At 73.4% G+C, this 24,941-nt stretch carries 23 protein-coding genes and 1 tRNA gene; 12 read left to right on the forward strand and 12 right to left on the reverse strand.

What is annotated here, in order from left to right:
* Nucleotides 1-25: 25 nt before the first annotated feature.
* The 7 genes from ACTWPP_RS19340 to ACTWPP_RS19370 all read right to left on the reverse strand — a co-directional run bounded on the left by ACTWPP_RS19340 (nucleotide 26) and on the right by ACTWPP_RS19370 (nucleotide 7,558).
* Nucleotides 26-1,204 (reverse strand): helix-turn-helix domain-containing protein, encoded by a 1,179-nt coding sequence (locus ACTWPP_RS19340; protein ID WP_443105682.1) that lies wholly within the window; start codon nucleotides 1,202-1,204, stop codon nucleotides 26-28.
* Nucleotides 1,205-1,310: 106 nt separating this feature from the next.
* Complete coding sequence (locus tag ACTWPP_RS19345; protein ID WP_443105683.1) at nucleotides 1,311-2,606, reverse strand: acyltransferase family protein; 1,296 nt, start codon at nucleotides 2,604-2,606, stop codon at nucleotides 1,311-1,313.
* Nucleotides 2,607-2,836: 230 nt separating this feature from the next.
* Nucleotides 2,837-3,631 (reverse strand): SAM-dependent methyltransferase, encoded by a 795-nt coding sequence (locus tag ACTWPP_RS19350; RefSeq protein ID WP_443105684.1) that lies wholly within the window; start codon nucleotides 3,629-3,631, stop codon nucleotides 2,837-2,839.
* A gap of 313 nt (nucleotides 3,632-3,944) precedes the next feature.
* A complete protein-coding gene (locus ACTWPP_RS19355) occupies nucleotides 3,945-4,592 on the reverse strand; it encodes a GNAT family N-acetyltransferase (protein WP_443105685.1) in 648 nt (215 codons plus the stop codon).
* Between the two features lie 64 nt (nucleotides 4,593-4,656).
* Nucleotides 4,657-5,100, reverse strand: coding sequence for a hypothetical protein (locus ACTWPP_RS19360; RefSeq protein WP_443105686.1), 444 nt, complete (start codon nucleotides 5,098-5,100; stop codon nucleotides 4,657-4,659).
* Between the two features lie 173 nt (nucleotides 5,101-5,273).
* Nucleotides 5,274-6,221: an anti-sigma factor RsbA family regulatory protein gene (locus ACTWPP_RS19365; RefSeq protein ID WP_443105687.1), complete on the reverse strand. Its 948-nt coding sequence runs from the start codon at nucleotides 6,219-6,221 to the stop codon at nucleotides 5,274-5,276.
* Between the two features lie 248 nt (nucleotides 6,222-6,469).
* The gene (locus tag ACTWPP_RS19370; protein WP_443105688.1) at nucleotides 6,470-7,558 is read right to left on the reverse strand and encodes a carboxylate-amine ligase; all 1,089 of its coding nucleotides are present in this window, start codon (nucleotides 7,556-7,558) and stop codon (nucleotides 6,470-6,472) included.
* A gap of 200 nt (nucleotides 7,559-7,758) precedes the next feature.
* Between ACTWPP_RS19370 and ACTWPP_RS19375 the strand changes: the two genes are divergently transcribed.
* Nucleotides 7,759-7,887 carry a hypothetical protein gene (locus ACTWPP_RS19375; protein ID WP_443105689.1) on the forward strand — a complete coding sequence of 43 codons (129 nt, stop codon included), beginning with the start codon at nucleotides 7,759-7,761 and terminating at the stop codon, nucleotides 7,885-7,887.
* Between the two features lie 31 nt (nucleotides 7,888-7,918).
* Here ACTWPP_RS19375 and ACTWPP_RS19380 read toward each other — a convergent pair whose 3' ends face one another.
* The 3 genes from ACTWPP_RS19380 to ACTWPP_RS19390 form a co-directional block, all read right to left on the reverse strand.
* A complete protein-coding gene (locus ACTWPP_RS19380; protein ID WP_443105690.1) occupies nucleotides 7,919-8,092 on the reverse strand; it encodes a hypothetical protein in 174 nt (57 codons plus the stop codon).
* Between the two features lie 3 nt (nucleotides 8,093-8,095).
* On the reverse strand, nucleotides 8,096-8,305 hold the full coding sequence (locus tag ACTWPP_RS19385; protein ID WP_443105691.1) for an HGxxPAAW family protein: 210 nt from the start codon (nucleotides 8,303-8,305) through the stop codon (nucleotides 8,096-8,098).
* 109 nt (nucleotides 8,306-8,414) lie between these two features.
* A complete protein-coding gene (locus tag ACTWPP_RS19390; protein ID WP_443105692.1) occupies nucleotides 8,415-9,593 on the reverse strand; it encodes an acyl-CoA dehydrogenase family protein in 1,179 nt (392 codons plus the stop codon).
* A 117-nt stretch (nucleotides 9,594-9,710) separates the two neighbouring features.
* Here ACTWPP_RS19390 and ACTWPP_RS19395 point away from each other — a divergent pair, with 117 nt between their 5' ends.
* From ACTWPP_RS19395 to ACTWPP_RS19430, 8 genes are all read left to right on the forward strand, one after another.
* Nucleotides 9,711-11,558, forward strand: a complete 1,848-nt coding sequence (locus ACTWPP_RS19395) for a methylmalonyl-CoA mutase family protein (protein ID WP_443105693.1) — start codon at nucleotides 9,711-9,713, stop codon at nucleotides 11,556-11,558.
* Nucleotides 11,555-13,768, forward strand: coding sequence for a methylmalonyl-CoA mutase (scpA, locus tag ACTWPP_RS19400; protein WP_443105694.1), 2,214 nt, complete (start codon nucleotides 11,555-11,557; stop codon nucleotides 13,766-13,768). Before ACTWPP_RS19395 ends, scpA begins: the two co-directional genes overlap by 4 nt.
* The gene (gene meaB, locus ACTWPP_RS19405) at nucleotides 13,765-14,748 is read left to right on the forward strand and encodes a methylmalonyl Co-A mutase-associated GTPase MeaB (RefSeq protein ID WP_443105695.1); all 984 of its coding nucleotides are present in this window, start codon (nucleotides 13,765-13,767) and stop codon (nucleotides 14,746-14,748) included. The genes scpA and meaB overlap by 4 nt, the downstream gene beginning before the upstream one ends.
* 78 nt (nucleotides 14,749-14,826) lie before the next feature.
* A complete protein-coding gene (locus ACTWPP_RS19410) occupies nucleotides 14,827-15,810 on the forward strand; it encodes a GNAT family N-acetyltransferase (RefSeq protein ID WP_443105696.1) in 984 nt (327 codons plus the stop codon).
* A gap of 130 nt (nucleotides 15,811-15,940) precedes the next feature.
* Nucleotides 15,941-16,011 (forward strand) — tRNA-Asn (locus tag ACTWPP_RS19415).
* A 26-nt stretch (nucleotides 16,012-16,037) separates the two neighbouring features.
* Entirely contained in the window at nucleotides 16,038-16,478 is a 441-nt protein-coding gene (locus ACTWPP_RS19420) for an HNH endonuclease (RefSeq protein WP_443105697.1), read from the forward strand.
* A 201-nt stretch (nucleotides 16,479-16,679) separates the two neighbouring features.
* Nucleotides 16,680-17,720, forward strand: a complete 1,041-nt coding sequence (locus ACTWPP_RS19425; protein WP_443105698.1) for a coiled-coil domain-containing protein — start codon at nucleotides 16,680-16,682, stop codon at nucleotides 17,718-17,720.
* Nucleotides 17,721-17,771: 51 nt separating this feature from the next.
* A complete protein-coding gene (locus ACTWPP_RS19430) occupies nucleotides 17,772-18,605 on the forward strand; it encodes an endonuclease/exonuclease/phosphatase family protein (RefSeq protein WP_443105699.1) in 834 nt (277 codons plus the stop codon).
* Here ACTWPP_RS19430 and ACTWPP_RS19435 read toward each other — a convergent pair.
* Nucleotides 18,599-19,654: a Gfo/Idh/MocA family protein gene (locus ACTWPP_RS19435; protein ID WP_443105700.1), complete on the reverse strand. Its 1,056-nt coding sequence runs from the start codon at nucleotides 19,652-19,654 to the stop codon at nucleotides 18,599-18,601. The two genes, ACTWPP_RS19430 and ACTWPP_RS19435, sit on opposite strands and share 7 nt — an antisense overlap.
* Nucleotides 19,655-19,753: 99 nt before the next feature.
* Here ACTWPP_RS19435 and ACTWPP_RS19440 point away from each other — a divergent pair, with 99 nt between their 5' ends.
* Together ACTWPP_RS19440 and ACTWPP_RS19445 are read left to right on the forward strand one after the other, a co-directional pair.
* Complete coding sequence (locus tag ACTWPP_RS19440) at nucleotides 19,754-21,400, forward strand: FAD-dependent oxidoreductase (protein WP_443105701.1); 1,647 nt, start codon at nucleotides 19,754-19,756, stop codon at nucleotides 21,398-21,400.
* On the forward strand, nucleotides 21,397-22,800 hold the full coding sequence (locus ACTWPP_RS19445) for an ATP-binding protein (RefSeq protein WP_443105702.1): 1,404 nt from the start codon (nucleotides 21,397-21,399) through the stop codon (nucleotides 22,798-22,800). Before ACTWPP_RS19440 ends, ACTWPP_RS19445 begins: the two co-directional genes overlap by 4 nt.
* Nucleotides 22,801-22,811: 11 nt before the next feature.
* Here the strand turns inward: ACTWPP_RS19445 and ACTWPP_RS19450 are convergent, their stop codons facing one another.
* Complete coding sequence (locus ACTWPP_RS19450; protein ID WP_443105703.1) at nucleotides 22,812-23,606, reverse strand: class II aldolase/adducin family protein; 795 nt, start codon at nucleotides 23,604-23,606, stop codon at nucleotides 22,812-22,814.
* Between the two features lie 126 nt (nucleotides 23,607-23,732).
* Between ACTWPP_RS19450 and ACTWPP_RS19455 the strand changes: the two genes are divergently transcribed.
* Nucleotides 23,733-24,881 (forward strand): PucR family transcriptional regulator, encoded by a 1,149-nt coding sequence (locus ACTWPP_RS19455; protein ID WP_443105704.1) that lies wholly within the window; start codon nucleotides 23,733-23,735, stop codon nucleotides 24,879-24,881.
* Nucleotides 24,882-24,941: the final 60 nt, after the last annotated feature.

The raw sequence follows: 24,941 nt of genomic DNA on the forward strand, positions 1-24,941 counted from the left end.
GCGGCCGGCGCGGAGTGCGGCCCGGCTACTCCGCCTGCTCGGCGCGGGCGGACCGCACCAGCCAGCTGAGCATCAGCATCATGTCGAGCCGGCCGTCCAGTTCGGTGAACCGCCCGTCGGTCAGCTCGGCGATGCGGCGCAGCCGGTACCGGACGGTCTGCTCGTGGATGTGGAGCCGTTCCGCCGCGATCACCGCGTTGTCGCCGCACTGGAGATAGGTCAGCAGGGTCTCGGCGAGCGGCCGGCGGCGCGCCGGGGCCAGGTCGAGCAGCGGCCCGAGGACGGCGGAGGCGGTCGCGTCGACCAGCTCGTCCGCCGCCAGCGTCGCCAGCGACGCGATGTGGTCCACGCACCGGACCGGGGCACCGCCGGGCAGCAGCCCCCGGTCCACCAGCGTCAGGGCGTGCCGGGCCCAGCGCAGCGAGACGCCGCCCCGCCCGAGCGGGACGGCCGGCCCGATCGCCGCCGTCCCGAGCCTGCGCAGCGCCGGCCACAGCCGGTCCTGGCCGGGGCCCTCCGGGTCGGGCACCACGAGGAACGGGATCGGCGCCTCCCAGTCGGCCAGCACCCCGGGCGGCAGGATCCGCGCCCCGGCGGGCGCCCCCGCGGGCAGCGCGACCAGGCCGATGCTCTTCGGCAGGTCCCAGCGGGCCGCCACCGCCAGCTCGGAGATCGCCTCGTGCGCGGGCGGCGGCTCGGCGATCAGCAGGTCCCGCAGCCGGTCCCGGCGGCGCTCCCGCTCGGTCGCGAGCTGCCCCTGCTCGCGCGCGTATCCCTGCGCGGCGGCGTCGGCGACCCGTGCCAGAAGCATGAACAGGGAGTCGGTCAGGCGGCCCAGCGTCTCGCGCGACCAGCCGAGCCGGTAGGCGTCCTTGATGAAGCGGCGGCACGCGATCTGGCTGCTCACCCGCATCGCGTTCTGCAGCGCGTCCAGGCTCCGGCCCTGCCTGGCCTCCTGCTCGCCGAGCTGCATGTACAGCTCGGTGAGCTTGCGCGCGTCGGCGTTGGGGTGATCGACGGAGTCGACGAAGAACGCGACGGTGTCGCTGACCGTCCGCTCCACCCGCTGGGCGTACTCGCCGCCGTCGTCGCCCGCGTACTCGGGGACCTGGTCGCGGATCTCCCGCTCCATCTCGGCGACGGCGGACTGCAGGTGCTGGCGCAGCAGCTCGGGCAACTCGGCGGGCATGGGCCCTTGTGTCATCCGCTATCCGTTCCGCCGGGAGGCTCGCTGGGGGTGAATCCGGCCTCACCATAAGCAAGAAGGGGAAACGCTGTCATCACCCTCCGGCCGCCGCGCCCGGCGGCGCTCAGGTCCGGGCGGGCCGGGGTGCGGTGCCGCTCGGCGACGCCCGCCGGTCGGTCAGGCGGCGCCCGAGGCGCTGGGCCGGGCGCTCGACGTACCGGTGCGCCAGCGCGGCGGAGCCGAGCACGGCCGTGACCAGCACGACCCCCCAGCCCAGCCGCACGAGGGCGGGAAGTTCGCCCGGGTCGCGTCCGGCGGCGTACCAGACCCCCTGGACGACCAGCGGATGCAGCAGGTAGACCGAGTAGCTGACCAGCCCGGACCACACCAGGACCCGGGGCATCGGGCGGTGGCGCAGCGCGAGGCCGCCCAGGAACGTCAGCCACGCGGCGCCGACGGCGATGGACCAGTCCGGGCCGAGGGGGTTCGGGTTGGCGTGCAGGGCCCACGTGGTCGGTGTGCGCATGCCCGCCGCCAGCGTGAAGACGGGGACGACCGCGATCATCGCGACGGCGGGCCAGGTGCGCAGCCGCCCGTCCTGGACGCCCCGGACGGCCGTTCCCGCGAACATCGTCGCGATGATGCACAGGCTCTCGATGGCGCCGATGCGGCTGTTGAGGAGGAGCAGGGAGAGCGCCAGCGTCGCCACGACCGCCACCCCCGCCCGGCGCACCCCGCGCCGGCCGCTGATCATCGCCGTGAGCCCGCCGGCCAGGAACAGCACGGTGACCAGGACCGTCCCGTCCGGCCAGCGGGAGGCCAGCAGCCCGGACGGCAGCGCCACGCCCAGCATCGCGGCGCCCACCCCGAACCCCAGCGCCACCCGCGCGCTGGAGCGGTGGACGCCGGCGACGAACATCGCCGTCACCAGCAGGTAGAAGACCATCTCGTAGGAGAGCGTCCAGAAGACGTTGAGGACGTTCGGCACGCCCATGAGGTCCTGAAGCATGGTCATGTGCGCGATGGCGGCCGCCCAGGGGCGGTCGCCGAGCGCGGCCGGCAGTCCGTAGGACGCACCGGCCGTGCTGAGCGCCAGCGTGAGGGCGACCGCCACGAGCCAGGCCGGATACAGCCGGAAGAACCGCCCGGCCCAGAACTGCCGGACGCTTCCGCGCCGCTCCAGGGAGAACGGGACGACGTAGCCGCTGACGAGGAAGAACACGAACACCCCGTAGCGGCCGAAGTCGAACCACGGGCTGGCCGTCCGGCGCACCTCCGGCAGCAGCACGTCCAGGGAATGCTCGAACACGACCACGAGGGCGGCGAGGCCGCGCAGGGCGTCGAGCCAGCCCATCCGTGGGGCCTTCTCCGCGCGGGAGCCGATCTGTGTGCGCGATGGGGTCAGGGTGTTCGCCGCCATCCGCGCCACCATAGGTGCCGACGGTTCGCGTCCTCCAACGGGCGAATGAGATGCGTCTTAACGCGATGTTCCGGCGGCTGACTCAGCGTGACGGCCGCGGAATGCCTCGCGACCAGCGGGAGCGGTGCTCCGGCGAGGTGGACGGCGGTGCACGGACGGTGCCCGGCGCCGGACTCGCTGTGACCAACCCCACACTCGCTGACCGTCCCCGGCGGGCCCGCCGGGGACGGTCAGCGGACGGCCACGGCGCCGTACATGATCGGCTCGTGGCCCGGCCGGGTCATCCCGCACGGGCGCCCGCGGGGGAGCGGCACCAGGCCGGGGGGCAGCGGGCGGAACGGTCCGAGGAGCCGCGCGATCTCGCCCGCGCCGCGCGGGAACAGCGGGGCGCCGCTCGCCTCCCGGTAGCGCCGCGCGGCCTCGGCGAACGCGGACGGGGCGAAGTCGGCGGTGGCGTGGGAGACGACGACGGCGCTGCCGGGAGGGGCCGTTCCGGCGAGGGCGGCGACGAGGTCGGCCGCGCCCGGCAGGAAGTGCAGGACGGAGGAGAACACCAGCGCGACCGGCTCGGCCGGGTCGATGAGGCGGCGGACCTCCGGGCTGCCCAGGATCGAGGCCGGGTCGCGGATGTCGGCGTGCAGCGCGGCGATGTTGCCGCCGTCGACCAGCAGTGCGCGGGCGTGCGCGATGACGAGCGGGTCGTCGTCGACGTAGACGACGCGGGTGCCGGTGGTGTGCCGGGCGGCGATCTGGTGCAGGTTGTCGGCCTTGGGCAGCCCGCAGCCGAGATCGAGGAACTGCCGGACGCCGAGGCCGGCGAGCAGCCGGACGGCGCGGGCGAGGTAGCCGCGGGCGGCGCGGGCCGCGTCCGCCGACTGCGGCAGGACCTCGAGGATCCGGTGGGCGAGGTCGCGGTCCGGGGCGTAGTTGTCCTTGCCGCCGAGGAGATAGTCCTGGATCCGGGCCGGGCCGGGCCTGTGCAGGACAAGCCGCGCCTCCGGTGCGCGCGTCGCGGCCGTCGTCATGTCGCTTCACCTGTCGCCTTCACCAGAGGGAGCGGTGTGGTGACTCACCTTCGACGGTAGGCGGGCGGAGGCGGTGAGGGGAAAGCGTGTTCGGTGGTCCGTCCGAAAGCCGTCCGCCGCGTGGCCGCATCGGGCCAATCGCGTTTGGCGGCGTCCCGCCGGTTCCGGATTCGCCGGTGGCGGGCAGCAGGAACGCGGCGGGACCGCCGATGGCCGCCGGACGCGCACCGGACGCTTGACATCCTCGAATGCGTGGCCGCATCCGGCCATGACACGGCCTTAACCACCTGGCCGTAACCGCTGTCGGAAAGGATCAGGGGCCTTCTCCGGGCGCCCGCCACATGAGCCAGACCGGCGGGCAGCCCCTGCCCGGCAGAGCGAGCTCCCGCGTCACCTCGAACCCGAACCGCTCGTAATAGGGGACGTTCCGCTCCTTGGACGACTCCAGGTACGCGGGGATCCCCTCGGCGTCGCAGCGGTCGAGGCGGGACCGCAGCAGCGCGCCGCCCAGCCCGTTGCCCTGCGCCGGGGGATCGGTGCCGAGCACCGCCAGGTACCAGTGCGGCTCACGAGGATGGTGCTTCTCGATCGCGCCGAGCGTGCGCAGCGTGGCGGGCACCCTCGTGCCGAGAACCCGCAGCAGCGGCACCGCCTGGGCCGCCTGCGCGCGGACGGGCACACGCCACCGCCCGGGCGGATCCCACAGGGCCGCCGCCTCGGCCGTTCCGTCCCGTCCCGTGGCCTCCGTGGCGCCGTGCGGAAGGTGCACCCGGCGGAGCATGATGTCGAACAGGCCGGTCAGCCGCCGTACGCGGGACGCGTCGTCGGGCAGCAGCCACCGCCAGACGGGGTCGTCGTCGAAGGCGCGGCCGAGAAGGGCGGCGATCGCCGCGGTGTCGGCGGCCGTCGCCGGGTGGACGCGCGCCCTCCCGGGCGGTGACGGCTGGGGCTGGGACGTCATGGCGCGGCCTCCTGGGGACGCGCCGATCCTCACCGGGCGGGCCGCGCCGCGTCAAGCGGCCGTCTCAGCGGCGGGTGCAGCGCTCGTCGCGGGCCCGGCCGAGCTCCTCCAGGACGAGGGCGGTGCCGATGCCGACGAGCCAGGAGTCCTTGGCGAGCCCGATGCCCTGCTGGGTGGGACGCAGCCCGCCGGGCTCCCGCATGCCGGGGGTCCGCAGGTACAGACCGGTCAGCCCGCCGGAGAACGCGGTGAGCGCCGCGCCCGCGAGCACCGAGGGGACCAGCGGCACCATCAGCGCGCTGCCGAGCGCGAGCTCGAACGTGCCGAGCATGCGGGTGAACTCCTGCGCATTCCGCGACTCCAGGACCGGATAGGCGGTCTTGGCCATGGCATGTGTCTGCTCGGCCGCCTCGTCGCCGCCCTTGAGCTTCGACATGCCGGAGTTCACGATGAACGCCCCGACGATCATCCGGACGGGCATCTGGTGAGCGCGAGCAAGAAAACGCATCGTTCCCCATAAGGATCGGGTGAGATCGGCCGCCCGGATCATTCCCGTCGTGCGTCCACTACACCTGATGGCGGGGTCAAGTCTCGGCATCGCCGGGGCCTACCGCGGGGGAGCAGCCGTCCGGTACGGGGACGCTCCGCCGGAAGCCCGCCCGGTGCCGGCGTGCCATGCCCTCACTTGCGCATGTAGACGCGGATCGCGGTGCCGCCCGGGCCCGTGTGGACGCGGACGAGATCGGCCAGGTGGTTGACCATGAGGATGCCGCGGCCGCCGTTGGGGCTCATGTCGGCGGGGCGGCGTCCGGCGAGCGGGTCGGTGATCGTCCCGGCGTCCAGGACCTCGCAGAGGACATGGCCGTCCTCCGACCACAGCCGCGCGGTGCCCGACCCGCCGCCGTGCAGGCAGGAGTTGGCGGCCAGCTCGCTGACGGCGAGCTCCATGTCGCCCACCGCGTCGGGGCCGAGGCCGAGGCGGGCCGCCCACCGGCAGGCGAACTCGCGGACGAGGGGCAGCGAGTCGAGGTCGAAGCTCATCGAGACCGCGCCGTGCGGCTCCGGCAGCGGCCGGTTGTAGGCGTGGATGACGCGGTGGGGCGCGTAGTCGCCGCTCCTGTGCTCGCCCCGCCGGTCGATCAGCACCGGGTGGGTGGCGCGGGCGTCGGCGATCGCGACGGGGTCCAGGCCGGTCACGTCATAGGGGCACAGGATCGACACGTCGCGTCCCTCGAACGCCAGGTTGATCAGTGCCTCGTGCTGGGCGCAGGCCGGATACTCGGCGGCCGACCGGCCGGGCCACACCGGCTCGCCGATGATCCGCACCCGGCCGGCGGTGTGCCGGTCGGCGAACGCGCGCAGCACGGCCGGGATGATGCGGCCGGGGTTGCGTCCCGCCTCCGACATGTCGAGCCACGTCACGTCGGCCTCCGCCGGGCCCAGCGCCTTGCGCAGCACGGCCAGGCGCGCGTGCGGCACCGCGACGGCGACGGGTTCGCCCGACCCGTGGCCCTCCAGGATGAACGGTACGGTGCCGGCGAGATACTCCTCGTCGTCCCGGTAGAAGAGGGCGGGGTGTACGAACGTGCCACGCGGCACCGTGCCCGGCCCCCCGGGCATGAGGCTCATCGCGTGGTCACTCCGTTCGGGACGACGGTCGCATGCACGTGCATCGGGTCGAGCGTACGCGGCGGGAGAAGGTCGCGCGAGACGGACCCATGCTCATATCCCCCGAGGTCAAATGATCACACCGTCCTGAGAACGGCCAACTGAACGACTACCCGTTGATGACCACCGAAAAACGGGCGAAGACCGTAAAATCACATCCTGGGATCATCGAATCGCTTCCGCGGGCCGTCGGATCGCTTCCGCCGCGATCACCGATCCCGCAGTATCGCGGCGTCGACCACATCGGTCAGCCGGCCGCGCCTGCGGTAGGCGCCGCGCTGCCGCTCCGCGCCGGTCCCGCCCGTCAGGAGGCGGCGGACGCCGCGGACGACTGCGGCGAGGTCCCCGCTGTCGCGCAGCGCGGGCAGCACGTGCGCCAGCAGGTCCCCGGCCAGCTCCCGGAACCCGGCGGGGCGGCCCGTGCACACGTCCACCCCGGTCCCGGCCAGGCCGTCCCGCGCGGCCAGCCAGTACGCGGCGCGCAGCATCTCCTGCGGCGGGTCCGGCGCCCGCTCGCCCGCGTCCACCGCGGCGGCCGAGACCTGCACCAGCGCCCGGATCAGCGCGGCGAACACGGCGGCGTCCCCGGCGGTCGGGGCGACGTCCGCGAGCCGGATCTCCACGGTGGGCAGCCGCGCCGACGGCCGCACGTCCCAGAAGATCGTGCCGGTGTCCATCAGGGCGCCGCAGTCCAGCAGCGTCCCGACGAGATCGTCGTAGTGCGCCGCCGACTCGAAGAACGGCGGCGGCCCCGCAACCGGCCACCGCGCCCAGGCCATCACCCGCCAGCAGGCGTGCCCGGTGTCCCGGCCCGCCCAGTACGGCGAGTTCGCCGCCAGGGCCACCAGCGTCGGCAGCCATGGACGCAGATGGTTGCCGACCTGGATCGCGCGCTCGCGGTCGGGCATCTCGACGTGGACGTGGCAGGAGCAGATGCTCTGCTCGTCGTCCAGGCCCCGGTACACCGCGAGGCTCTCGGCGTAGCGGGCGCCCGCGCTGATGGGGGCGGGGATCACCTCGCCCAGCACGGGCGTCCCGGTGGCGGCGAGCCGGACGCCCTCGGCCGCGGCGGCGGCCGCCATCGCCGACCGCATCGACCGGATCTGCTCGGCGAGCTTGTCGAGGTCGTCGCACGGCGGCGTCTTGGCCTCGGCGAGGAAGTCGACCAGCTCGGTGGAGGTGCGCTCGCCCAGCGCCGCGGTGGCCCGCCGCACCACGGCCGCGGCGCGGGGAACGACCTCCCGGGAGACGGGATCGACGACGAAGTACTCCTCCTCGATTCCGAATCGCAGGGCCATCCCACCACCTCTGGCTCGGGGGCGACGCAGGCGGCCACATCTCTTCGACCGTACGTCGCCGCCGTCCCGTTCGCACGCGCCGGACGGGCGTGGAGCGGTCCCCGGGGATCTTCTTGACGCTCTTTTGACCCGCCTTTCAGCGGGCAGTCTCCGGGGAGAGACGCCGCACAAGAAATGCACAAGAAATGAAGGTGATTCCCGTGTCCGGGTCGGCTCTCATCGGCGCGCTCGCGATCCTGGCCGCCGTCGGGATCTTCGTCCTCGTGGGGCTGTTCTACCTGGGCGACAAGCGGGAGGACCCGCCGAACCGCGAGGATCGAGGCGGCTAGGCGGCCCCGGCGCGCGATCCGAGGCCAGGCCCTATTCGAAGAAGTACGGCGACAGCGCGATGAGGTGGGTGACCACGACCACGCCGAGGCTGAAGAAGAACAGCATCTTGGCGGGGGCGTGCGGGAACACGGAGCCCGGCTTGAGAGGCCCGCGTTCACGCTGCCGTGCGGCGATCCGCTCCTCGATGGGGGGACGGCCGAACACTCGCTACTGCCGCGGCTCGTCGACGACGACGTCGGTCATGATGTCCACGGCCAGCGCGAAGACGCCGCCGATCGCGACCAGCGCCGCGCCGACCCCGAACACGATCCAGTCCGGACCCATGACGATGCCCACGCCGCCGACGACGAAGCCGATGAAGATGATGGTCACGGCGACCCAGGACTTCGGGCGCCCGGCGTGGCTGCCTGTCGACATGCGTTCGTCTTCCTCACGGGTTCCGTTGGGGGCTACGACGCCGAACTCTAGCAACGCCCCTCGCCAGGTGCCCGTCCGGGGTATGCCGCGGGCGTCCCGGACGGAGCCGTCAGACGAACGCGCCGAGCCCCGTCGCGGCGCGCCCGACGATCAGCGTGTTGATCTCCCGGGTGCCCTCGTAGGAGTAGAGCGCCTCGGCGTCGGCGACGAACCGGCCGATGCCGTAGTCGAGCACGATCCCGTTGCCGGCCATGAGCTCGCGCGCCCAGCCGACCACCTCCCGCATCCGGGTGGTGCAGTACGCCTTGGCGAGCGCCGAGTGCTCGTCGCGGTAGAGGCCGTCGTCCTGGAGCTGGGCGAGCCGCACCACCATGCCGAGCGAGGCGGTGGCGTTCCCGAGCATCTTGACCAGCAGGTCCTGGACGAGCTGGAAACGGGCGATCGGCCGGCCGAACTGCTCGCGCTCCACCGCGTAGTCGCGGGCGATCTCGTAGGCGGCGAGCATGACCCCGACGGCCTGCCAGGCGACGCCGCTGCGCGTCCGGCGCAGGATCGCCGCCGTGTCCCTGAAGCCGTCGGCGCCCGCGAGCCGGTCGGCCTCCGGGACGCGGCAGTCCGAAAGCACGATGTCGGCGTTCTCCACGGTCCGCAGCGCGATCTTGTTCTCGATCCGGGTGGCGGTGAAGCCCGGCGTGTCCTTGGCGACGACGAAGCCCTTCACCTGGTCGTCCGCCTCGTCCCTGGCCCAGACGACGGTGTGGTCGGCGAACGTCGCGTTGCCGATCCAGCGTTTGGCTCCGTTCAGCACCCATGTGTCGCCGTCCCGGCGCGCGGTGGTGCGCAGTCCGAGAGCCACGTCCGACCCGCCCTCCGGCTCGGTGAGCGCGAACGCGCCGATCTTCTCCATCCGCCCCATCGCGGGCAGCCACCGCTCGCGCTGCTCGGGCGACCCGCACCGGCCGATGCTGCCCATGGCGAGGCCCGTGTGCACACCGAAGAACGTGGCCATGGACGGGTCCACGCGGGCCATGTCCATCGCCAGGAACCCGCTGAGCAGGCTGCTCGGCTTCTCACCCGGGCACTCGTCGTGGGCGAGGCCGGCGATGCCGAGCTCCCCGTACTGGGGGATCAGGTCGAACGGGAACCGGGCCCGCGCCCAGCAGTCGTTCGCGATCGGAGCGACCTTCGACTCCAGGAAGGCGCGCACCCGTCCGACGATCTCCTTCTCGTGCTCGTCGAGGAGTTCCTGCATGTGGTAGAGGTCACCGGGGAGGGAATCCAAGGTCATGGACTCCCCCTTCCCGCCCGCCGCACCGTTAACCGGTGCCTCCGGTCCGGCGCGGCGGTTCTGGTCAGCGGGACCCGCTTTAGAGCCGGATTCGGTCGCTCGCCTACGATCCAGGGCATGACGGTGCCGCCTGAGGAACTCGAACTGGCAGCCGCCTTCCCCCCGGCCGAACGCGACCGGTGGCGGGAGATGGTGAAGGGGGTGCTGCGCAAGTCCGGCGCGGCGGCGGAGGACGCCCCCCTCGACGAGATCGAGGGTCTGCTGACCCGCGAGTCCTACGACGGGGTGCCGATCGCCGCGCTCTACACGCGCGACGACGCCCCGCCGGGACGCCCCGGCCTCGCCCCGTACGTCCGCGAGGTGCGGCCGGACGGCGAGGGCATCGCCGGATGGGACGTCCGGCAGCGGCACGCGCACCCCGACCCTGCGGTCACCCGGGAGGCGATCCTCGCCGACCTGGAGAACGGCGCCACCTCCGTGTGGCTGCGGCTCGGCGGCGGCGGGCTGCCGGTCACCGGGCTCCCCGAGGCGCTGCGCGGCGTCCTGCTGGACCTCGCGCCGATCGTGCTGGACGCGGGAGAGCAGACCGCCGAGGCCGCGGACGTGTTCCTCTCCCTGGCCGCCGAGCGCGGCAACGCCGCCGACGCGTCCGGCAACCTCGGCGCCGACCCGCTCGGTCTCGCGGCGCGCACCGGCACGCCCGGTTCCCTGGACGACGCCGCCGCGCTCGCCGTCCGCTGCGTCCGCGAGTTCCCGAAGCTGCGCGCCCTCGTCGCCGACGGGACCCCGTACCACGACGCGGGCGGCGGCGACGCCGAGGAACTGGGCGCGGCCGTCGCGGCGGGCGTCGCCTACCTGCGCGCGCTGACCGGTGCGGGGCTGAGCGTGGACGAGGCGTTCGGGCAGATCGAGTTCCGCGTCGCCGTGAACGCCGACCAGTTCGCCTCGATCGCCAAGCTCCGCGCCGTCCGCCGCCTGTGGGCGCGGGTCGCGGAGGTCAGCGGGGCCGCCGAGGGGACGGCCGCGCGCGTCCACGCCGTGACGTCGTCGGCGATGATGACGCGGCGCGACCCGTGGGTGAACATGCTCCGCACCACCATCGCGACGTTCGCCGCCGGGACCGGCGGCGCCGACGCGGTCACCGTCCAGCCGTTCGACGCCCGGTTCGGGCTGCCGGACGACTTCGCCCGCCGCATCGCCCGCAACACCCAGACGCTGCTGCTGGAGGAGTCGAGCCTCGCCCGCGTCGTCGACCCGGCCGGCGGCTCCTGGTACGCCGAGAACCTCACCGAGGGACTCGCCCACGCCGCCTGGGCCCGGTTCACCGAGATCGAGAGGGCGGGGGGCCTCGCCGCCGCCCTCGAATCGGGGCTCGTCGCCGACCGGCTCGCCGCGACGTGGGCGCGGCGCCGCGCGGACATCGCCCGGCGCAGGGCCCCGCTCACCGGCGTCAGCGAGTTCCCCAACCTCGCCGAGGCCCTCCCCGAGCGGGCCCCCGCGCCCCGGGAACCGCGCGGCGGGCTTCCCGTCGTCACGTACGCGCAGGACTTCGAGGCCCTCCGCGACCGCTCCGACGCCCACGCCGAGGCGACCGGCACCCGTCCCCGGGTGTTCCTCGCCACGCTCGGGCCCATCGCCGTCCACACGGCGCGCGCGTCGTTCGCCGCCAACCTCTTCCAGGCGGGCGGGATCGAGACGGTCACCGGCGCGCCCGAGGAGTTCGGGACGTCCGGGACGACCGTCGCCTGCATCTGCTCCAGCGACGGGCTGTACGGGGAGGCGGGTTCGGACGGTGCGACGAGCAGAGCGGCGGAGGCGGCGCGGGTTCTGCGCGAAGCGGGTGCAGTGAAGGTCTGGCTCGCGGGTAAGGGAACGTATGAGGGGGTCGACGCCGGCGTGTACGCGGGATGCGACGCGATCGAGGTGCTGGAGACCACCCTCCACGATCTGGGAGTGAACGAATGATCCCCGACTTCACCGAGATCGAGCTCGGGACGGCGCCCCCGGCCGACGAGGCCGCCAAGCGGTGGCGCGCCGCGGTCGCCGACACGACCGGCGCGGACCCCGAAGCCCAGACCTGGGACACCCCGGAGGGCATCGGCGTCCGTCCCCTCTACACCGGCGACGACCTGGCCGGGCTCGACTTCCTCGACACCTACCCGGGCATCGCGCCGTACCTGCGCGGCCCCTACCCGGCGATGTACGCGACGCAGCCGTGGACGATCCGGCAGTACGCCGGCTTCTCCACCGCCGAGGAGTCCAACGCCTTCTACCGGCGCAACCTCGCGGCCGGGCAGAAGGGACTGTCGGTCGCGTTCGACCTGGCCACCCACCGCGGCTACGACTCCGATCACCCGCGCGTCTCCGGCGACGTCGGCATGGCCGGCGTGGCGATCGACTCGATCTACGACATGCGGCAGCTCTTCGACGGCATCCCGCTGGACGAGATGAGCGTGTCGATGACCATGAACGGCGCCGTCCTGCCCGTCCTCGCGCTCTACATCGCCGCCGCGCAGGAGCAGGGGGTGAAACCGGAGGCGCTCGCCGGGACCATCCAGAACGACATCCTCAAGGAGTTCATGGTCCGCAACACCTACATCTACCCGCCGCAGCCGTCGATGCGGATCATCTCCGACATCTTCGCGTTCACCTCGCAGCGGATGCCGAAGTACAACTCCATCTCGATCTCCGGCTACCACATCCAGGAGGCCGGGGCCACGGCCGACCTGGAGCTGGCCTACACCCTCGCCGACGGCGTCGAGTACATCCGCGCCGGACGCGACGCGGGCCTGGACATCGACGCGTTCGCGCCCCGCCTGTCGTTCTTCTGGGCGATCGGGATGAACTTCTTCATGGAGGTCGCCAAGCTCCGCGCCGCCCGCCTGCTGTGGGCGCGGCTGGTGAAGACGTTCGGCCCGCGGAACCCCAAGTCGCTGTCGCTGCGGACGCACTGCCAGACGTCAGGCTGGTCCCTCACCGCGCAGGACGTCTACAACAACGTCGCCCGCACCTGCATCGAGGCCATGGCCGCCACTCAGGGCCACACCCAGTCGCTGCACACCAACGCGCTGGACGAGGCCCTCGCGCTGCCGACCGACTTCTCGGCCCGCATCGCCCGCAACACCCAGCTGGTCCTCCAGCAGGAGTCCGGGACGACCCGGACCATCGACCCGTGGGGCGGCAGCGCCTACGTCGAGCGGCTCACCTACGACCTCGCCCGCCGAGCCTGGGGCCACATCACCGAGGTCGAGGAGGCCGGCGGCATGGCCAAGGCGATCGACGAGGGGCTGCCCAAGCTCCGCATCGAGGAGGCCGCCGCCCGCACGCAGGCCCGCATCGACTCCGGCCGGCAGCCCGTCGTCGGCGTCAACAAGTACCGCCCGGACACCGAGCAGGAGATCGAGGTCCTCAAGGTCGACAACGCCTCCGTCCGCGCGCAGCAGATCGACAAGCTGCGCCGGCTGCGCGAGGAGCGCGACGAGACCGCGACGCTGTCGGCGCTGGAGGCCCTGACCCGCGCGGCCGGCGCCGCCGAGAAGGGGACCCGGGAGCCCGGCCTGGAGCACAACCTCCTGGCCCTCGCGATCGGCGCCGCCCGCGCCAAGGCGACCGTCGGGGAGATCTCGGACGCGCTGGAGAAGGCGTACGGGCGGCACGCCGCGCAGATCCGTACGATCTCCGGGGTGTACAGGGAGGAAGCGGGTCAGGTGACGGCGATCGAGAAGGCCCGCGCGGCCGCCGCGGCGTTCGAGGAGGCCGAGGGGCGCCGCCCCCGCATCCTCGTCGCCAAGATGGGCCAGGACGGCCACGACCGCGGTCAGAAGGTGATCGCGACGGGGTTCGCCGACCTCGGCTTCGACGTCGACGTGGGCCCGCTGTTCCAGACCCCGGGCGAGGTCGCCCGGCAGGCCGTCGAGGCCGACGTGCACATCGTCGGCGTCAACTCCCTCGCCGCCGGCCACCTCACGCTCGTGCCGGCGCTGCGCGAGGAGCTGTCCGCGCTCGGCCGCGACGACATCATGATCGTCGTCGGCGGGGTCATCCCGCCGGGCGACTTCGACGAGCTGCGCGCCGCGGGCGCCGCGGCGATCTTCCCGCCCGGCACCGTCCTGGCGGACGCGGCGACCGGCCTGCTGGACGAGCTGACCGCCTCGCTGGGCCACGCGGACCAGTGAAGCCGGGCCTCGACGACTACGCGGCCGGGGTCCTCGACGGGTCGCGGGCGTGGATCGCGCGGGCGATCACGCTCGTGGAGTCGAGCCGGCCCGACCACCGGGACCTCGGGCAGAAGCTGCTGGTCGAGCTGACCCCGCACGCGGGCGGCGCCCGCCGCGTCGGGATCACCGGGGTGCCGGGCGTCGGCAAGTCCACGTTCATCGACGCGCTCGGCACCCGCCTGACGGGCGAGGGCCACAAGGTCGCGGTGCTCGCCGTGGACCCGTCCTCGACCCGGACGGGCGGCAGCATCCTCGGCGACAAGACCCGCATGCAGCGCCTCGCCGTCGACCCGGACGCGTTCATCCGCCCCTCGCCCACCGCCGGGACCCTCGGCGGCGTCGCCAAGGCCACCCGCGAGGCCATGGTCGTCATGGAGGCCGCCGGGTACGACGTCGTCCTCGTCGAGACCGTCGGCGTCGGCCAGTCCGAGACCGCCGTCGCCGACATGGTCGACTCGTTCCTGTTCCTCACCCTCGCCCGCACCGGCGACCAGCTGCAGGGCATCAAGAGGGGCGTCCTGGAGCTGGCCGACGTCATCGCCGTCAACAAGGCCGACGGCGAGCACAGGATGGAGGCCGAGCGCGCCGCCCGCGAGCTGTCGGGCGCGCTGCGGCTGCTGCGCAGCGACGAGCGGATCCGCGACACCGCCGTCCTGACCTGCAGCGCCAAGGAGGGCACCGGGCTGGACGAGGTGTGGGGCAAGCTCGTCGAGCACCAGGAGCGGCTGCGCGAGTCCGGCGAGCTGGAGACCAGGCGGCGGCGGCAGCAGGTCGGCTGGACGTGGGCGATGGTCCGCGAGCGGCTCCTCACCGAACTGCACGCGCACCCCGACGTCCGGAGGCTGGCGCCGCAACTGGAACGCGAGGTGGCCGACGGCGCCCTCACCCCCGCCCTCGCGGCCGAACGCATTCTGGAGGCGTTCTCGCGCGGCTGCTGAGCGCCGTTCCCGCCGACCGAAACCCCGGGTTGCCGAGGGTCCCGGTCACGCCGCGCGACGATCAGGTACAACAGTCGGATGGACGTCATCGCGATCGATGATCCGACGGACGCGCAGATCCGGGAGTGGCACGGCGTGCTCACGGCCGTCCACGCCGCCGATCCGGCAGCGGAGCCCGACCCCGACCCGGAACGGACGGCGCGGCTGCTGCTCGGCGCGGAGCCCGGGGCGCGGCGGCGGCTGTGGGCCGTGACCGACGGCGCCCGCCTCGCCGCGGTGGCCGCGCTCCGGCTGCCGGGCGAGCCCGGCACCGGCCGTCCCGGCGAGATCGACATCCGGGTCCGCCCCGGGCACCGCCGCCGCGGCCTCGGCGGCCGGCTCCTCGCCGTCGCCGCCGGGGGGCTGCGCGCCGACGGGCGCACCAGCGTGATCGCGCAGGTGCTCGCGGGCACCCCGGCCGTCCCGTTCCTGGAGTCGCACGGCTTCGAATGCGTCCTGACCCTGCGCGGCATGCTGCTGCGGCTGGACGACGTCCCGGCCGGGCACGTCGCCCGGCTCCTGGCCGAGGAACACCCCGGGTACGACCTCGTCCGCTGGCGGGGCGCGGTCCCGGACGAGCACGCCACAGCGCTCGCCCGCGCCAAGCACGCCATGGCGGACTTCGCCGAGTACGAGGGGACGCCCTGGGACGCGCACCGTGTCCGCGAGATGGCCGAGGTCGTCGCCAAGCGCGGCGACGACCTGTACACCGTCGCCGCCCTGTCCGGCGGCGTCATCGCGGGGTTCACCGAGGTCGTCGTCCCGCACGGCTGTACCGGCCGCGCCGCCCAGTACGACACCGCCGTCGTCCCCGAGCACCGCGGCCGGCGTCTGGGCATCTGGGTGAAGGCGGCCATGCTCGAATGGCTGGCCGGGGCGTGCCCCGGCGTCCGCGAGATCGAGACCGACAACGCCGGCGACAACGTCCACATGCTCGCCGTCAACGAGGAACTCGGCTTCCGGATGGAGCGCGAGTCCATGGAATACCAGGCCGCCGTCACCGCCCTCCCCGCCGCGCTCTGAGCGCCCTGAACGGCCGCCCCGGCCGCCGCGGCGGCCGCGGGCCGAAAACACGTTGCCTCAGTGACCGCCGTATCGGCACTCTTATGGAGGCTTCCGGGAATGCCCGGAAGCCTCAGAATTGCCGGAGCATTCCCTTGTAGTTCAACGGCAGAACGCCGCACCGTTAATGCGGATATGCAGGTTCGAATCCTGGCGGGGGAGCGGCACAGGTGTTGGGAGGTGACCCGGTGAACGTGCTCGTCCTGAACGCGTCGTACGAGCCCTTACAAAGGGTGGACCTGCGGCACGCCATCCGCATGCTGGTGCGCGAGGTGGCGGTCGTCGAGGAGGCCGAGGAGGGCGCGACCTTCGGCCGGTTCCCGGTGCCGCGGGTCCTGCGGCTCGTCCGGTACGTGGCGATGCGCTGGCGGCACGGCAGGCGCCCGCCGTGGAGCAAGCGCGGCGTGTACCTGCGCGACCGGGGCCGGTGCTGCTACTGCGGCAAGCGCGGCAACACCATCGACCACGTCCACCCGCAGTCGCGCGGCGGCGGCGACACCTGGGAGAACACCGTCCTGGCCTGTGGCAGGTGCAACAACCGCAAGGGGGACCGGACGGTCGCCGAGGCGGGCCTGCGGCTGCTGTCCCGGCCGCGGATCCCGCGCTGGGAGGAGCTCGTCGGGCCGTGACCGGGGAGCGCCGGGGGCCTCCCCGGCGACGCCGGAGCAGGGGCCGGACCGCCGTACGGCGGCCCGGCCCCTCGGTCTCGTACGGTGTGGCCCTTCGGTAGCCCACGGGTGACTCTATGTGTTTCTTGAAGCTTCTGAGGCTAAATGGGTGATTGTGGTAGCGTGCCGCCAATCTTGAGCTTTGTTATCTAGGAGTGATCTGTGGCGGCCCTCGATCCCCCCGGCAGGACCGCTCGCGCGACGGGCGGGCGCAGAACGTCGCGGCGCCTGGCGGCGCTGGCCCTCGCGGCGGGCGTCACGGTGGCGCTGCCCCCGGCCTCGGGGACCGCCGCGAGCGCCGCGAGCCTCCCGCAGGCGCCGGACGACCTTGAGAAGAAGTACGCCAAACTCAAGGTCGAGTCCGAGAAGCTGTCGAAGGAGTACCGCGGCGAGCTCGTCACGCTGGAGGCGGCGAAGAAGGCCGCCGAGCGCGCCGGCGCGGACGCCGAACGCGTCGACCGGGAGTACGACGCCGCGCGCGCCGACGTCGCCCGCCTCGCCTCCACCTCCTACATGACCGGCCGGCTCGACGTGATCCCGATCATCTCCTCGGCCGAGCCCGGCGCGGCCGTCCACGACGCCGCCGTCATCGAGCACATCAGCCGCAACAACGGCCGCCGCCTGGAGAACCTGCGGACCCTCACGGCCAAGGCGGAGCAGTCGAACGAGACGGCCCGCAAGAAGCTCGACGCGGTCGAGAAGGAGATCAAGGACCTGAAGAGCCAGCGCACCCGCGTCAAGAAGCTGCTGGCCAAGTACAAGCCCCAGGTGACGCAGACGCAGGCGCCCACGGGTGGCGGCGGGAGCGGCCGTCCCGACGGGGCGAGCGGCACCAAGTCCCCGATCGTCGGGAACTCCATGACCGCGCGCATGCGGAGCGTCCTCGTGGAGATCGACGGCAAGTTCGGCGCGTTCCCCTCGATCGGCTGCGCGCGTCCCGGCGACCCGCAGGACCACGGCTCGGGTACGGCCTGCGACTTCATGGAGAGCACGGGCGGCCGGATGCCGAGCGCCTCCGCCCAGGCGCACGGCGACAACGTCTCCCAGTACCTGATCGGCAACGCCTCCAGGCTCGGCCTCAAGTACATCATCTGGAAGCAGCGCATCTACGACTTCCGCAGCAGCGGCGGCTGGCGCCAGATGGAGAACCGCGGCAGCATCACCGCGAACCACTACGACCACATCCACGTCTCCGTCCTCTGATCCCCGGCCGGGATCCTGGCGGCCCGCCGCACGCACTGAGACCCTCGCGTCATGCCTTATGACATCGAGCAGCCGTACGGCCCGCAGATCGAGACCACGGTCCGGGTCGCCACCTGGAACGTCTGGGACCGCCACGGTCCCTGGCGCGAACGCGAACCGGCGATCATCGCGACCCTCCGGGACGCCGCGCCCGACGTCGTCGTCCTGATCGAGGCGTGGGAGGACGACGACGAGGCGCAGGCCGGCCGGTTCGCGGAGGCGCTCGGCCTGCCGCACACCGTGTTCCGCGGCTCCCCGTCCGCCGTCGGGGGCAGGTCGGGCATCGCCCTGCTGTCCCGCTGGCCCCTCGGCCAGGTGGGGCGCCAGCAACTCGGCTTCCAGCAGGACGAATCCGACTCCGGCCACGCGGTGCACGCCAGGGCGGACGGGCCGCGCGGCCCCCTCCACGTCTTCGGGACCGTCCTCGGCTGGAAGCTCGGCCACAGCGCGCAGCGCCAGGAGCAGGTCCGCGCCCTCGGCGGCTTCGTCCGCCAGGCGGCCGGAACCGACGCGCCGGTCGTGGTGTGCGGGGACTTCAACGCGGCGCCGGACTCCGACGAGATCCGCATGCTGACCGGGCGCGCCGCCGCCGCGGCACCCGGCGTGGTCTTCTACGACGCCTGGGAGATGGCGGGCGGCGGCACCGCCGGGCACACCTGGAGCCGAACCAACCACTGGACGGCGCCCGTCCTGTGGCCCGACCGCCGTATCGACTACGTCTTCTCGGCGTGGCCGCGGGCGGGCGGCGCCGGCCATCCCGTGCACTGCGAGCTGATCGGCGACCGGCCGGTGGACGGCGTCGTCCCGTCCGACCACTACGGGGTGCTGGCCGACCTGCGCTACTGATCGCCGAGCGCGACGACGGTGTGCTCGCCGGCCGAGCGGGCCGCGGCCTCGATGACCTCCAGGCCGGTGACCGCGTCGGCGAGGGTCACCGGAGGGGGAGCGTCGTCGCGGAGGGTGCGGACGACGCTCCCGTAGAACTCGTGGTAGGCGCCGGGGTCGGTGGGTTCGGCGGTCCCCTCGCCGGGGACGCCGAGCATGCCGTGCGATTCCGGTGACGCGATGCCGTAGCCGGGGTCCTTGGGAGTGAGGCCCTCGCGGAGCTGCTCCTCCTGCCGGTCCATGCCGGACACCGTGTAGGACGCGCCGCTCCCGAGCACCCGGAACCGCGGGCCGAACTGCGCGGCCGTCGCGCTCATCCACAGGTGGGAGCGGGTTCCGCCCGGGTGGGCCAGGGCCACGAACACGTCGTCGGGGGTGCCCGCGCCGCTGCGGCGCGTGTCGATCTCGGCGTACACCCGTTCCGGGCGGCCGAACAGCGTGACCGCCTGGTCGATGAGGTGGGAGCCGAGGTCGAACAGGATGCCGCCCGCGTCGCGGGGGTCGGTGCTCTCCTTCCAGCCCGCCTTGACGCCGGGACGCCAGCGTTCGAACCGCGACTCGAACCGCTGGACGTCGCCGAGGGCGCCGGAGCCGATCAGCCGCCGGGCGGTCCGGTAGTCGCCGTCCCAGCGCCGGTTGTGGAACGGGAACACCGGCAGACCCCGCACGGCGCTCAGCGCGGCCAGCGAACGGGCGTCGGCGGCCGAGGCCGCCACCGGCTTGTCCACCACGACCGGGACGCCGGAGGTCAGCGCCGTCCGGGCCAGCGGGACGTGCTGCCGGTTCGGCGCCGTGACCACGACCAGGTCATAGCCTTCCGGTGCGCTCCAGAGGCGGTCGGCGCTGCCGAACACCTCCGCCTCCGGGTACCGCTCCCGGACGGCCTCCTGCCGGCCCGGGTTCCCCGTCACGACCGCCGCCAGCCGCATTCCCGGCACCGAGGAGATCAGCGGGGCGTGGAACACCGAGCCGCCGGTGCCGTATCCGATCAGCGCAACACGCAGGTCCATGCCACCGATGATGACCGATGGCGCGGCGCCGCCCCGCCCCCGGGGGCGCCGAAGGGACGTAGGCTTTCATCCGGGTTGTACGGAAACGAGGGAGTCGCGTTGTCCAAGCCGGTGCTTCTGACGGTCGACGACGACCCGGGCGTGTCCCGGGCCGTGGCGCGTGACCTGCGCCGCAGGTACGCCGAGTCGTACCGGGTCGTGCGCGCCGAGTCCGGCCGGCAGGCCCTGGACGCGCTGAGCGAGCTGCGGCTGCGCGGCGACGACACGGCCGTGATGCTCGCCGACCACCGGATGCCCGAGATGAACGGCGTGGAGTTCCTGGAACGCGCCATGGACCTGTTCCCGTACGCCCGGCGGGTCCTGCTCACCGCCTACGCCGACACCGACGCCGCGATCCGCGCGATCAACGTCGTCGACCTCGACCACTATCTGCTCAAGCCGTGGGACCCGCCGGAGGAGAAGTTCTACCCGGTGATCGACGCCCAGATCGACGCGTGGGCGCGCACCGACCGGCGCCCGCCGGGCGAGCTGCGCGTCGTCGGGCACCGCTGGTCGGCCCGCTGCTACGAGGTCCGCGACTTCCTCGCCCGCCACCAGGTGCCCTACACCTGGCTGATGGACGGCGACCCGGAGGGCGCGGAGCTGGTCGCCGCGGCCGGCGCCCCGGAGCTGCCGCTGATCGTGACCACGGACGGGGCGGCGCTGTCCGCGCCGTCCGACGCGGAGCTGGCGTCCGCGATCGGGCTGGCCGGCACCCCGTCCACCGGGTTCTACGACCTGATCGTCGTCGGCGGCGGGCCGTCCGGGCTCGGCGCGGCCGTGTACGGCGCGTCCGAGGGGCTGCGGACGGTCGTCGTGGAGCGGCGCGCCCTCGGCGGCCAGGCCGGGCAGAGTTCCCGCATCGAGAACTACCTCGGCTTCCCCGACGGGGTGAGCGGGGCACAGCTCGCCGACCGGGCCCGCCGGCAGGCCGACCGGTTCGGCGCCGAGCTGCTGCGGACCGGGGAGGTCACCGGCCTGGAGTCGCACGGCACCGCCCGGGTGGCGCGGCTGGCGGACGGTACGGAGATCGCCGCACACGCCGTCATCCTGTCGACCGGCGTCTCGTACCGCCGCCTCAACGCCGAGGGCGTGGACGACTTCGTCGGCCGCGGCGTGTTCTACGGCGCCGCGCTCACCGAGGCCCCGGCCTGCGCGGGCGAGGAGGTCGCCGTCGTCGGCGGCGCCAACTCCGCCGGTCAGGCCGCGGTGCACCTCGCGAGGTACGCCGGGAAGGTGCACCTCGTCGTCCGGGCGGACGGCCTGGACAAGTCGATGTCGCACTACCTGATCCAGCAGATCGCCGAGACGCCCAACATCGAGGTCCACACCGGCAAGACCGTCTGCGCCGCCGAGGGCGTCGGCCGGCTGGAGCGGCTCACGTTCGCGTGGCCGGGCGGCAAGAAGACGATCGACGCGCACTGGCTGTTCGTGTTCATCGGCGCCGAGCCCGGCACGGGATGGCTCGACGGGTTCGTCGAGCGCGACGCGCGCGGCTACGTCCTGACGGGCCCCGACCTCGTCGCCGGGGGCCGCCGCCCCGCCGGGTGGCCGCTCGCCCGCCAGCCCTACCATCTGGAGACCAGCGTCCCCGGCGTGTTCGCCGCGGGCGACGTCCGCGCGGAGTCGATGAAGCGCGTCGCCTCCGCGGTCGGCGACGGCGCGATGGCCGTCGCTCTCGTCCACCGGTATCTGGAGCAGGCATGAGCGGCACGGTGTCACCGGAGGTCCTGCGCGGGCTGTTCCTCTTCGAGGACCTCGACGACGAGAAGCTCGGCTGGCTGTCGGCGTGCGGGCACGTCGTGGAGTACCCCGAGGACGGTGTGATCTGCGCGCAGGGCGATCCCGCCGAGTTCCTGTACGTGCTGCTGGACGGCGAGATGGTGATGACCCAGAACGTCCGGGACCACCTTGTGGAGGTCAGCCGGACGGACCGCCCCGGTACCTACGGCGGCGCCGTGCAGGCGTACCTGGGCGACAAGATCGAGCAGAGGTACCAGCACACGCTGCGGGCGACGCGTCCCGCGCGGGTGTTCGCGATTCCGGCCCGCAAGTTCGCCACGGCGGTCCGCAAGTGGTTCCCGATGGCCACCCACCTGCTGGAGGGCGTGTTCTTCGGGATGACCAACAGCCGGCGGGTCGTCGACCAGGTCGAGCGTCTCACCGCGCTCGGCACGATCACCGCCGGGCTGACCCACGAGCTGAACAACCCGGCCGCGGCGGCGGCGCGGGCCAGCGCCGAGCTCGGCGAGCGGCTGCTCGGCGCGCAGGCGAGGCTGGCCGACCTCGCGGCCGAAGGCGTCGACTGCACGCGGCTGAGCGCGCTCGCGTCGCTGCGTCCGGCGCCCGCCCGCCCGGGAACCCGGCGGAGCCCCCTGGAGGTCAGCGACGCCGAGGACGAGCTGGGCGACTGGCTGGAGGAGCACGGCGTCGCGGACGCCTGGGACCTCGCGCCGGGCCTGGTCGCCGCCGGGATCGGGACCGGGCAGGCCGGGGAGGTCGCGCGGGCGGCGGGCGACCACCTGCCGGCGGCGGTGCGCTGGCTCGCCGAGGTGCTGGAGGTCACGCAGCTCCAGGCGGAGATCTCCGACGCGATGGGCCGCATCACCGCGCTGCTGGACTCGGCGCGCCAGTACTCCCAGCTCGACCGTGCCGCCTACCTGCGCGCCGACCTGCGCGAGCTGCTCGACAGCACGCTCACCATGCTGAGACGCAAGATCGGCCCGGACGTGACGGTGAAGACCGACTACGACCCGGGCCTGCCGCCCGTCCCGGTCTACGCGGCCGAGCTGAACCAGGTCTGGACGAACCTGATCGTCAACGCGCTGTACGCGATGCAGGGGTCGGGGACCCTCTCGATCCGCACCGCGCGCGACAACGACCACGCGCTCGTGGAGATCGGCGACACCGGGACGGGCATCGCCGAGGAGGACCTCGACCGGATCTTCACCCCGTTCTTCACCACGAAGCCGGTCGGGCAGGGCACCGGCCTCGGGCTCGACATCTCTTGGCGCATCGTCGCCGGCCGGCACGGCGGCGACATCCGCGTCGAGTCGCTTCCGGGCGACACCCGGTTCCGGGTGCTGCTGCCCCTCAACGAGCGCTGAACGTCCGCGGCCTACTCGAACAGGTCGGGCTGCTCCCGGGTGATCTGGTCGTAGAGGGGCTGGTAGTTGATCCAGCCGACCAGGTCGTTGCCGATCTGCTCGTGGGTCACCACGGCGTTGTCGTGTTCGATGGGGACGACCTCCCCGGCGGCCTTGGCGAGGAGCTGCACCTGGCACGAGCGTTCCATGGTGATGAACCACCAGGCGGCGGCGTCCACGGTGTCGCCGACGGTGAGCAGGCCGTGGTTGCGGAGGATGACGGCCTTGGTGTCGCCGAGGGCGGCGGCGATGCGCTTGCCCTCCTCCAGGTCGGTGACGACGCCGGTGTAGTCGTCGAACAGCCCGTGGTCCTGGTAGAACGCGCAGACGTCCTGCGTGATCGGCTCCAGCTTCCGGCCGAGCGCGGAGATCGCCCGCCCGTACGTGGAGTGGCTGTGCGCGGCGGCCACGACGTCCGGCCGGGCCTGGTGCACCTGCGAGTGGATCGCGAACGCCGCCTCGTTGACGGGGTAGCGGCCCTCGACGACCTGGCCCTGGTGGTTCACCAGGATGAGGTCGCTGACCTTGATGTGCTTGAACGACATGCCGAACGGGTTGACCCAGAAGTGGTCGGTGCGCTCCGGGTCGCGGGCGGTGACGTGGCCGGCCACGCCCTCCTCGAACCCGAACCTGCCGAAGATGCGCAGCGCGGCGGCCAGGCGCTCCTTGCGGTGCCGGCGCTCGTCCTCGACGTCGTCGAACGAGGGCGGCAGCCGGAAGATCAGGTCGGTCGGCAGCTTCTCCAGGAACTCGTCGCCATCGGACATCGGTGCACTCCTCGCAATCGTCTGGCACCACCGAACACCATCGCCGGCCGTCCGGCTAGATCGGGGCCGTCCAACCGCCGCGGGGCGGGTTGTCCGTCCGGGACAACGAGGGCGCAGAATGGGGGGATGAACACCAGCGCGGGCGACCGGTTCCTGCGGCTGCTGTCCGATCACACCGACGACCCGGCGGTGATCGAGTCGACCGTGCGCGCCGCCCGGAGCAAGTCGGAGCTGGTGGCCGCGCTGCCCGAGGAGGAGACCCGCCGGCACACCCGCGCGCTCGTGCGGGGCGTGCTCACCGCGGTGCGGAGCGGCGGGCCCGGCGAGGACGTCCTGGCCGCGGCGGAGCGGCTCGGCTCCGACCGGGCGCGGCAGGGCGTGCCGGTCGCGGCGTTCCTGGACGGCTTCCAGGCGGGCCGCGCCCACCTCGTCCGGACGCTCATCGCCGACGGCCGCCGGACCGGCGTGCCGGACGCCGTGCTGCTCGACGGCGTCACCCGCATCGACGAGATCACGACCGCGCTCGTCCACCGGATGGTCCACGCGCACCGGGTCGCGGAGCTGGAGATGGCCCGCACCGTGCGGGAGGGCCGCGTGCAGATGCTCCGGCAGCTCCTGCACGGCGAGTCCGTTCCCGTGCTCGCCCCGCTCGACCCGTCCGGCGACTACCACTGCGTGGTCTCCGACGTCAGCGACCCGGCGGTGGCGGCGCGGCTGGAGGCGGAGCTTCTCGCCGGAGGGCCGGGGCTGTGCGGGCTGGTCGACGGGAGGCTCGCGGCGCTGGTCGCGCGGCTCCCGGATCCGCAGGGCGTGATCAGCAGGTCGGCCGGTCCGCTGCTGGTGGCCGCGCCGCCCGCCCGTCCCGCCGCCATCGCGCCGATGTACGCGCTGGGGCGGCGGGCGCTGCGCGCCGGCGCCTCCGCCGGGCTCACCGGGATGCGGGAGCTCACCGACCTCGCGCTGCTCACCGCCACCGACGCGGAGCCGGAGCTCGGCGGGCTGCTCGCCGCCGTGCTGCCCGGCGGTCTCGACGCCGACGACCCGTTCCACGTCGAGCTGGCCGAGACCGGGCTCGCCTACCTCGACCACGGCGGGCGGATCGAGCCGACGGCCGCCGCGCTGCACGTCCACGGCAACACGGTCAAGTACCGGATCCGGCGCCTGCAGGAGCTGACCGGGCGCCCGCTGCTGGACCCGTCGTCGGGGGCCGCGGTGTCCCGCGCCGCGAACTGGTGGTGGGCGCTGCACCGCTGGCTCGCGCGGGCCCGGTCGTGATCTATTTGGGGGTCGTGATCCGTCTGGGGGACGTCCCGGACCGTACGGGAGAGCGGAGGG

Source organism: Actinomadura sp. 3N407 (assembly GCF_052245875.1).
Classification (GTDB): Bacteria; Actinomycetota; Actinomycetes; order Streptosporangiales; family Streptosporangiaceae; genus Spirillospora.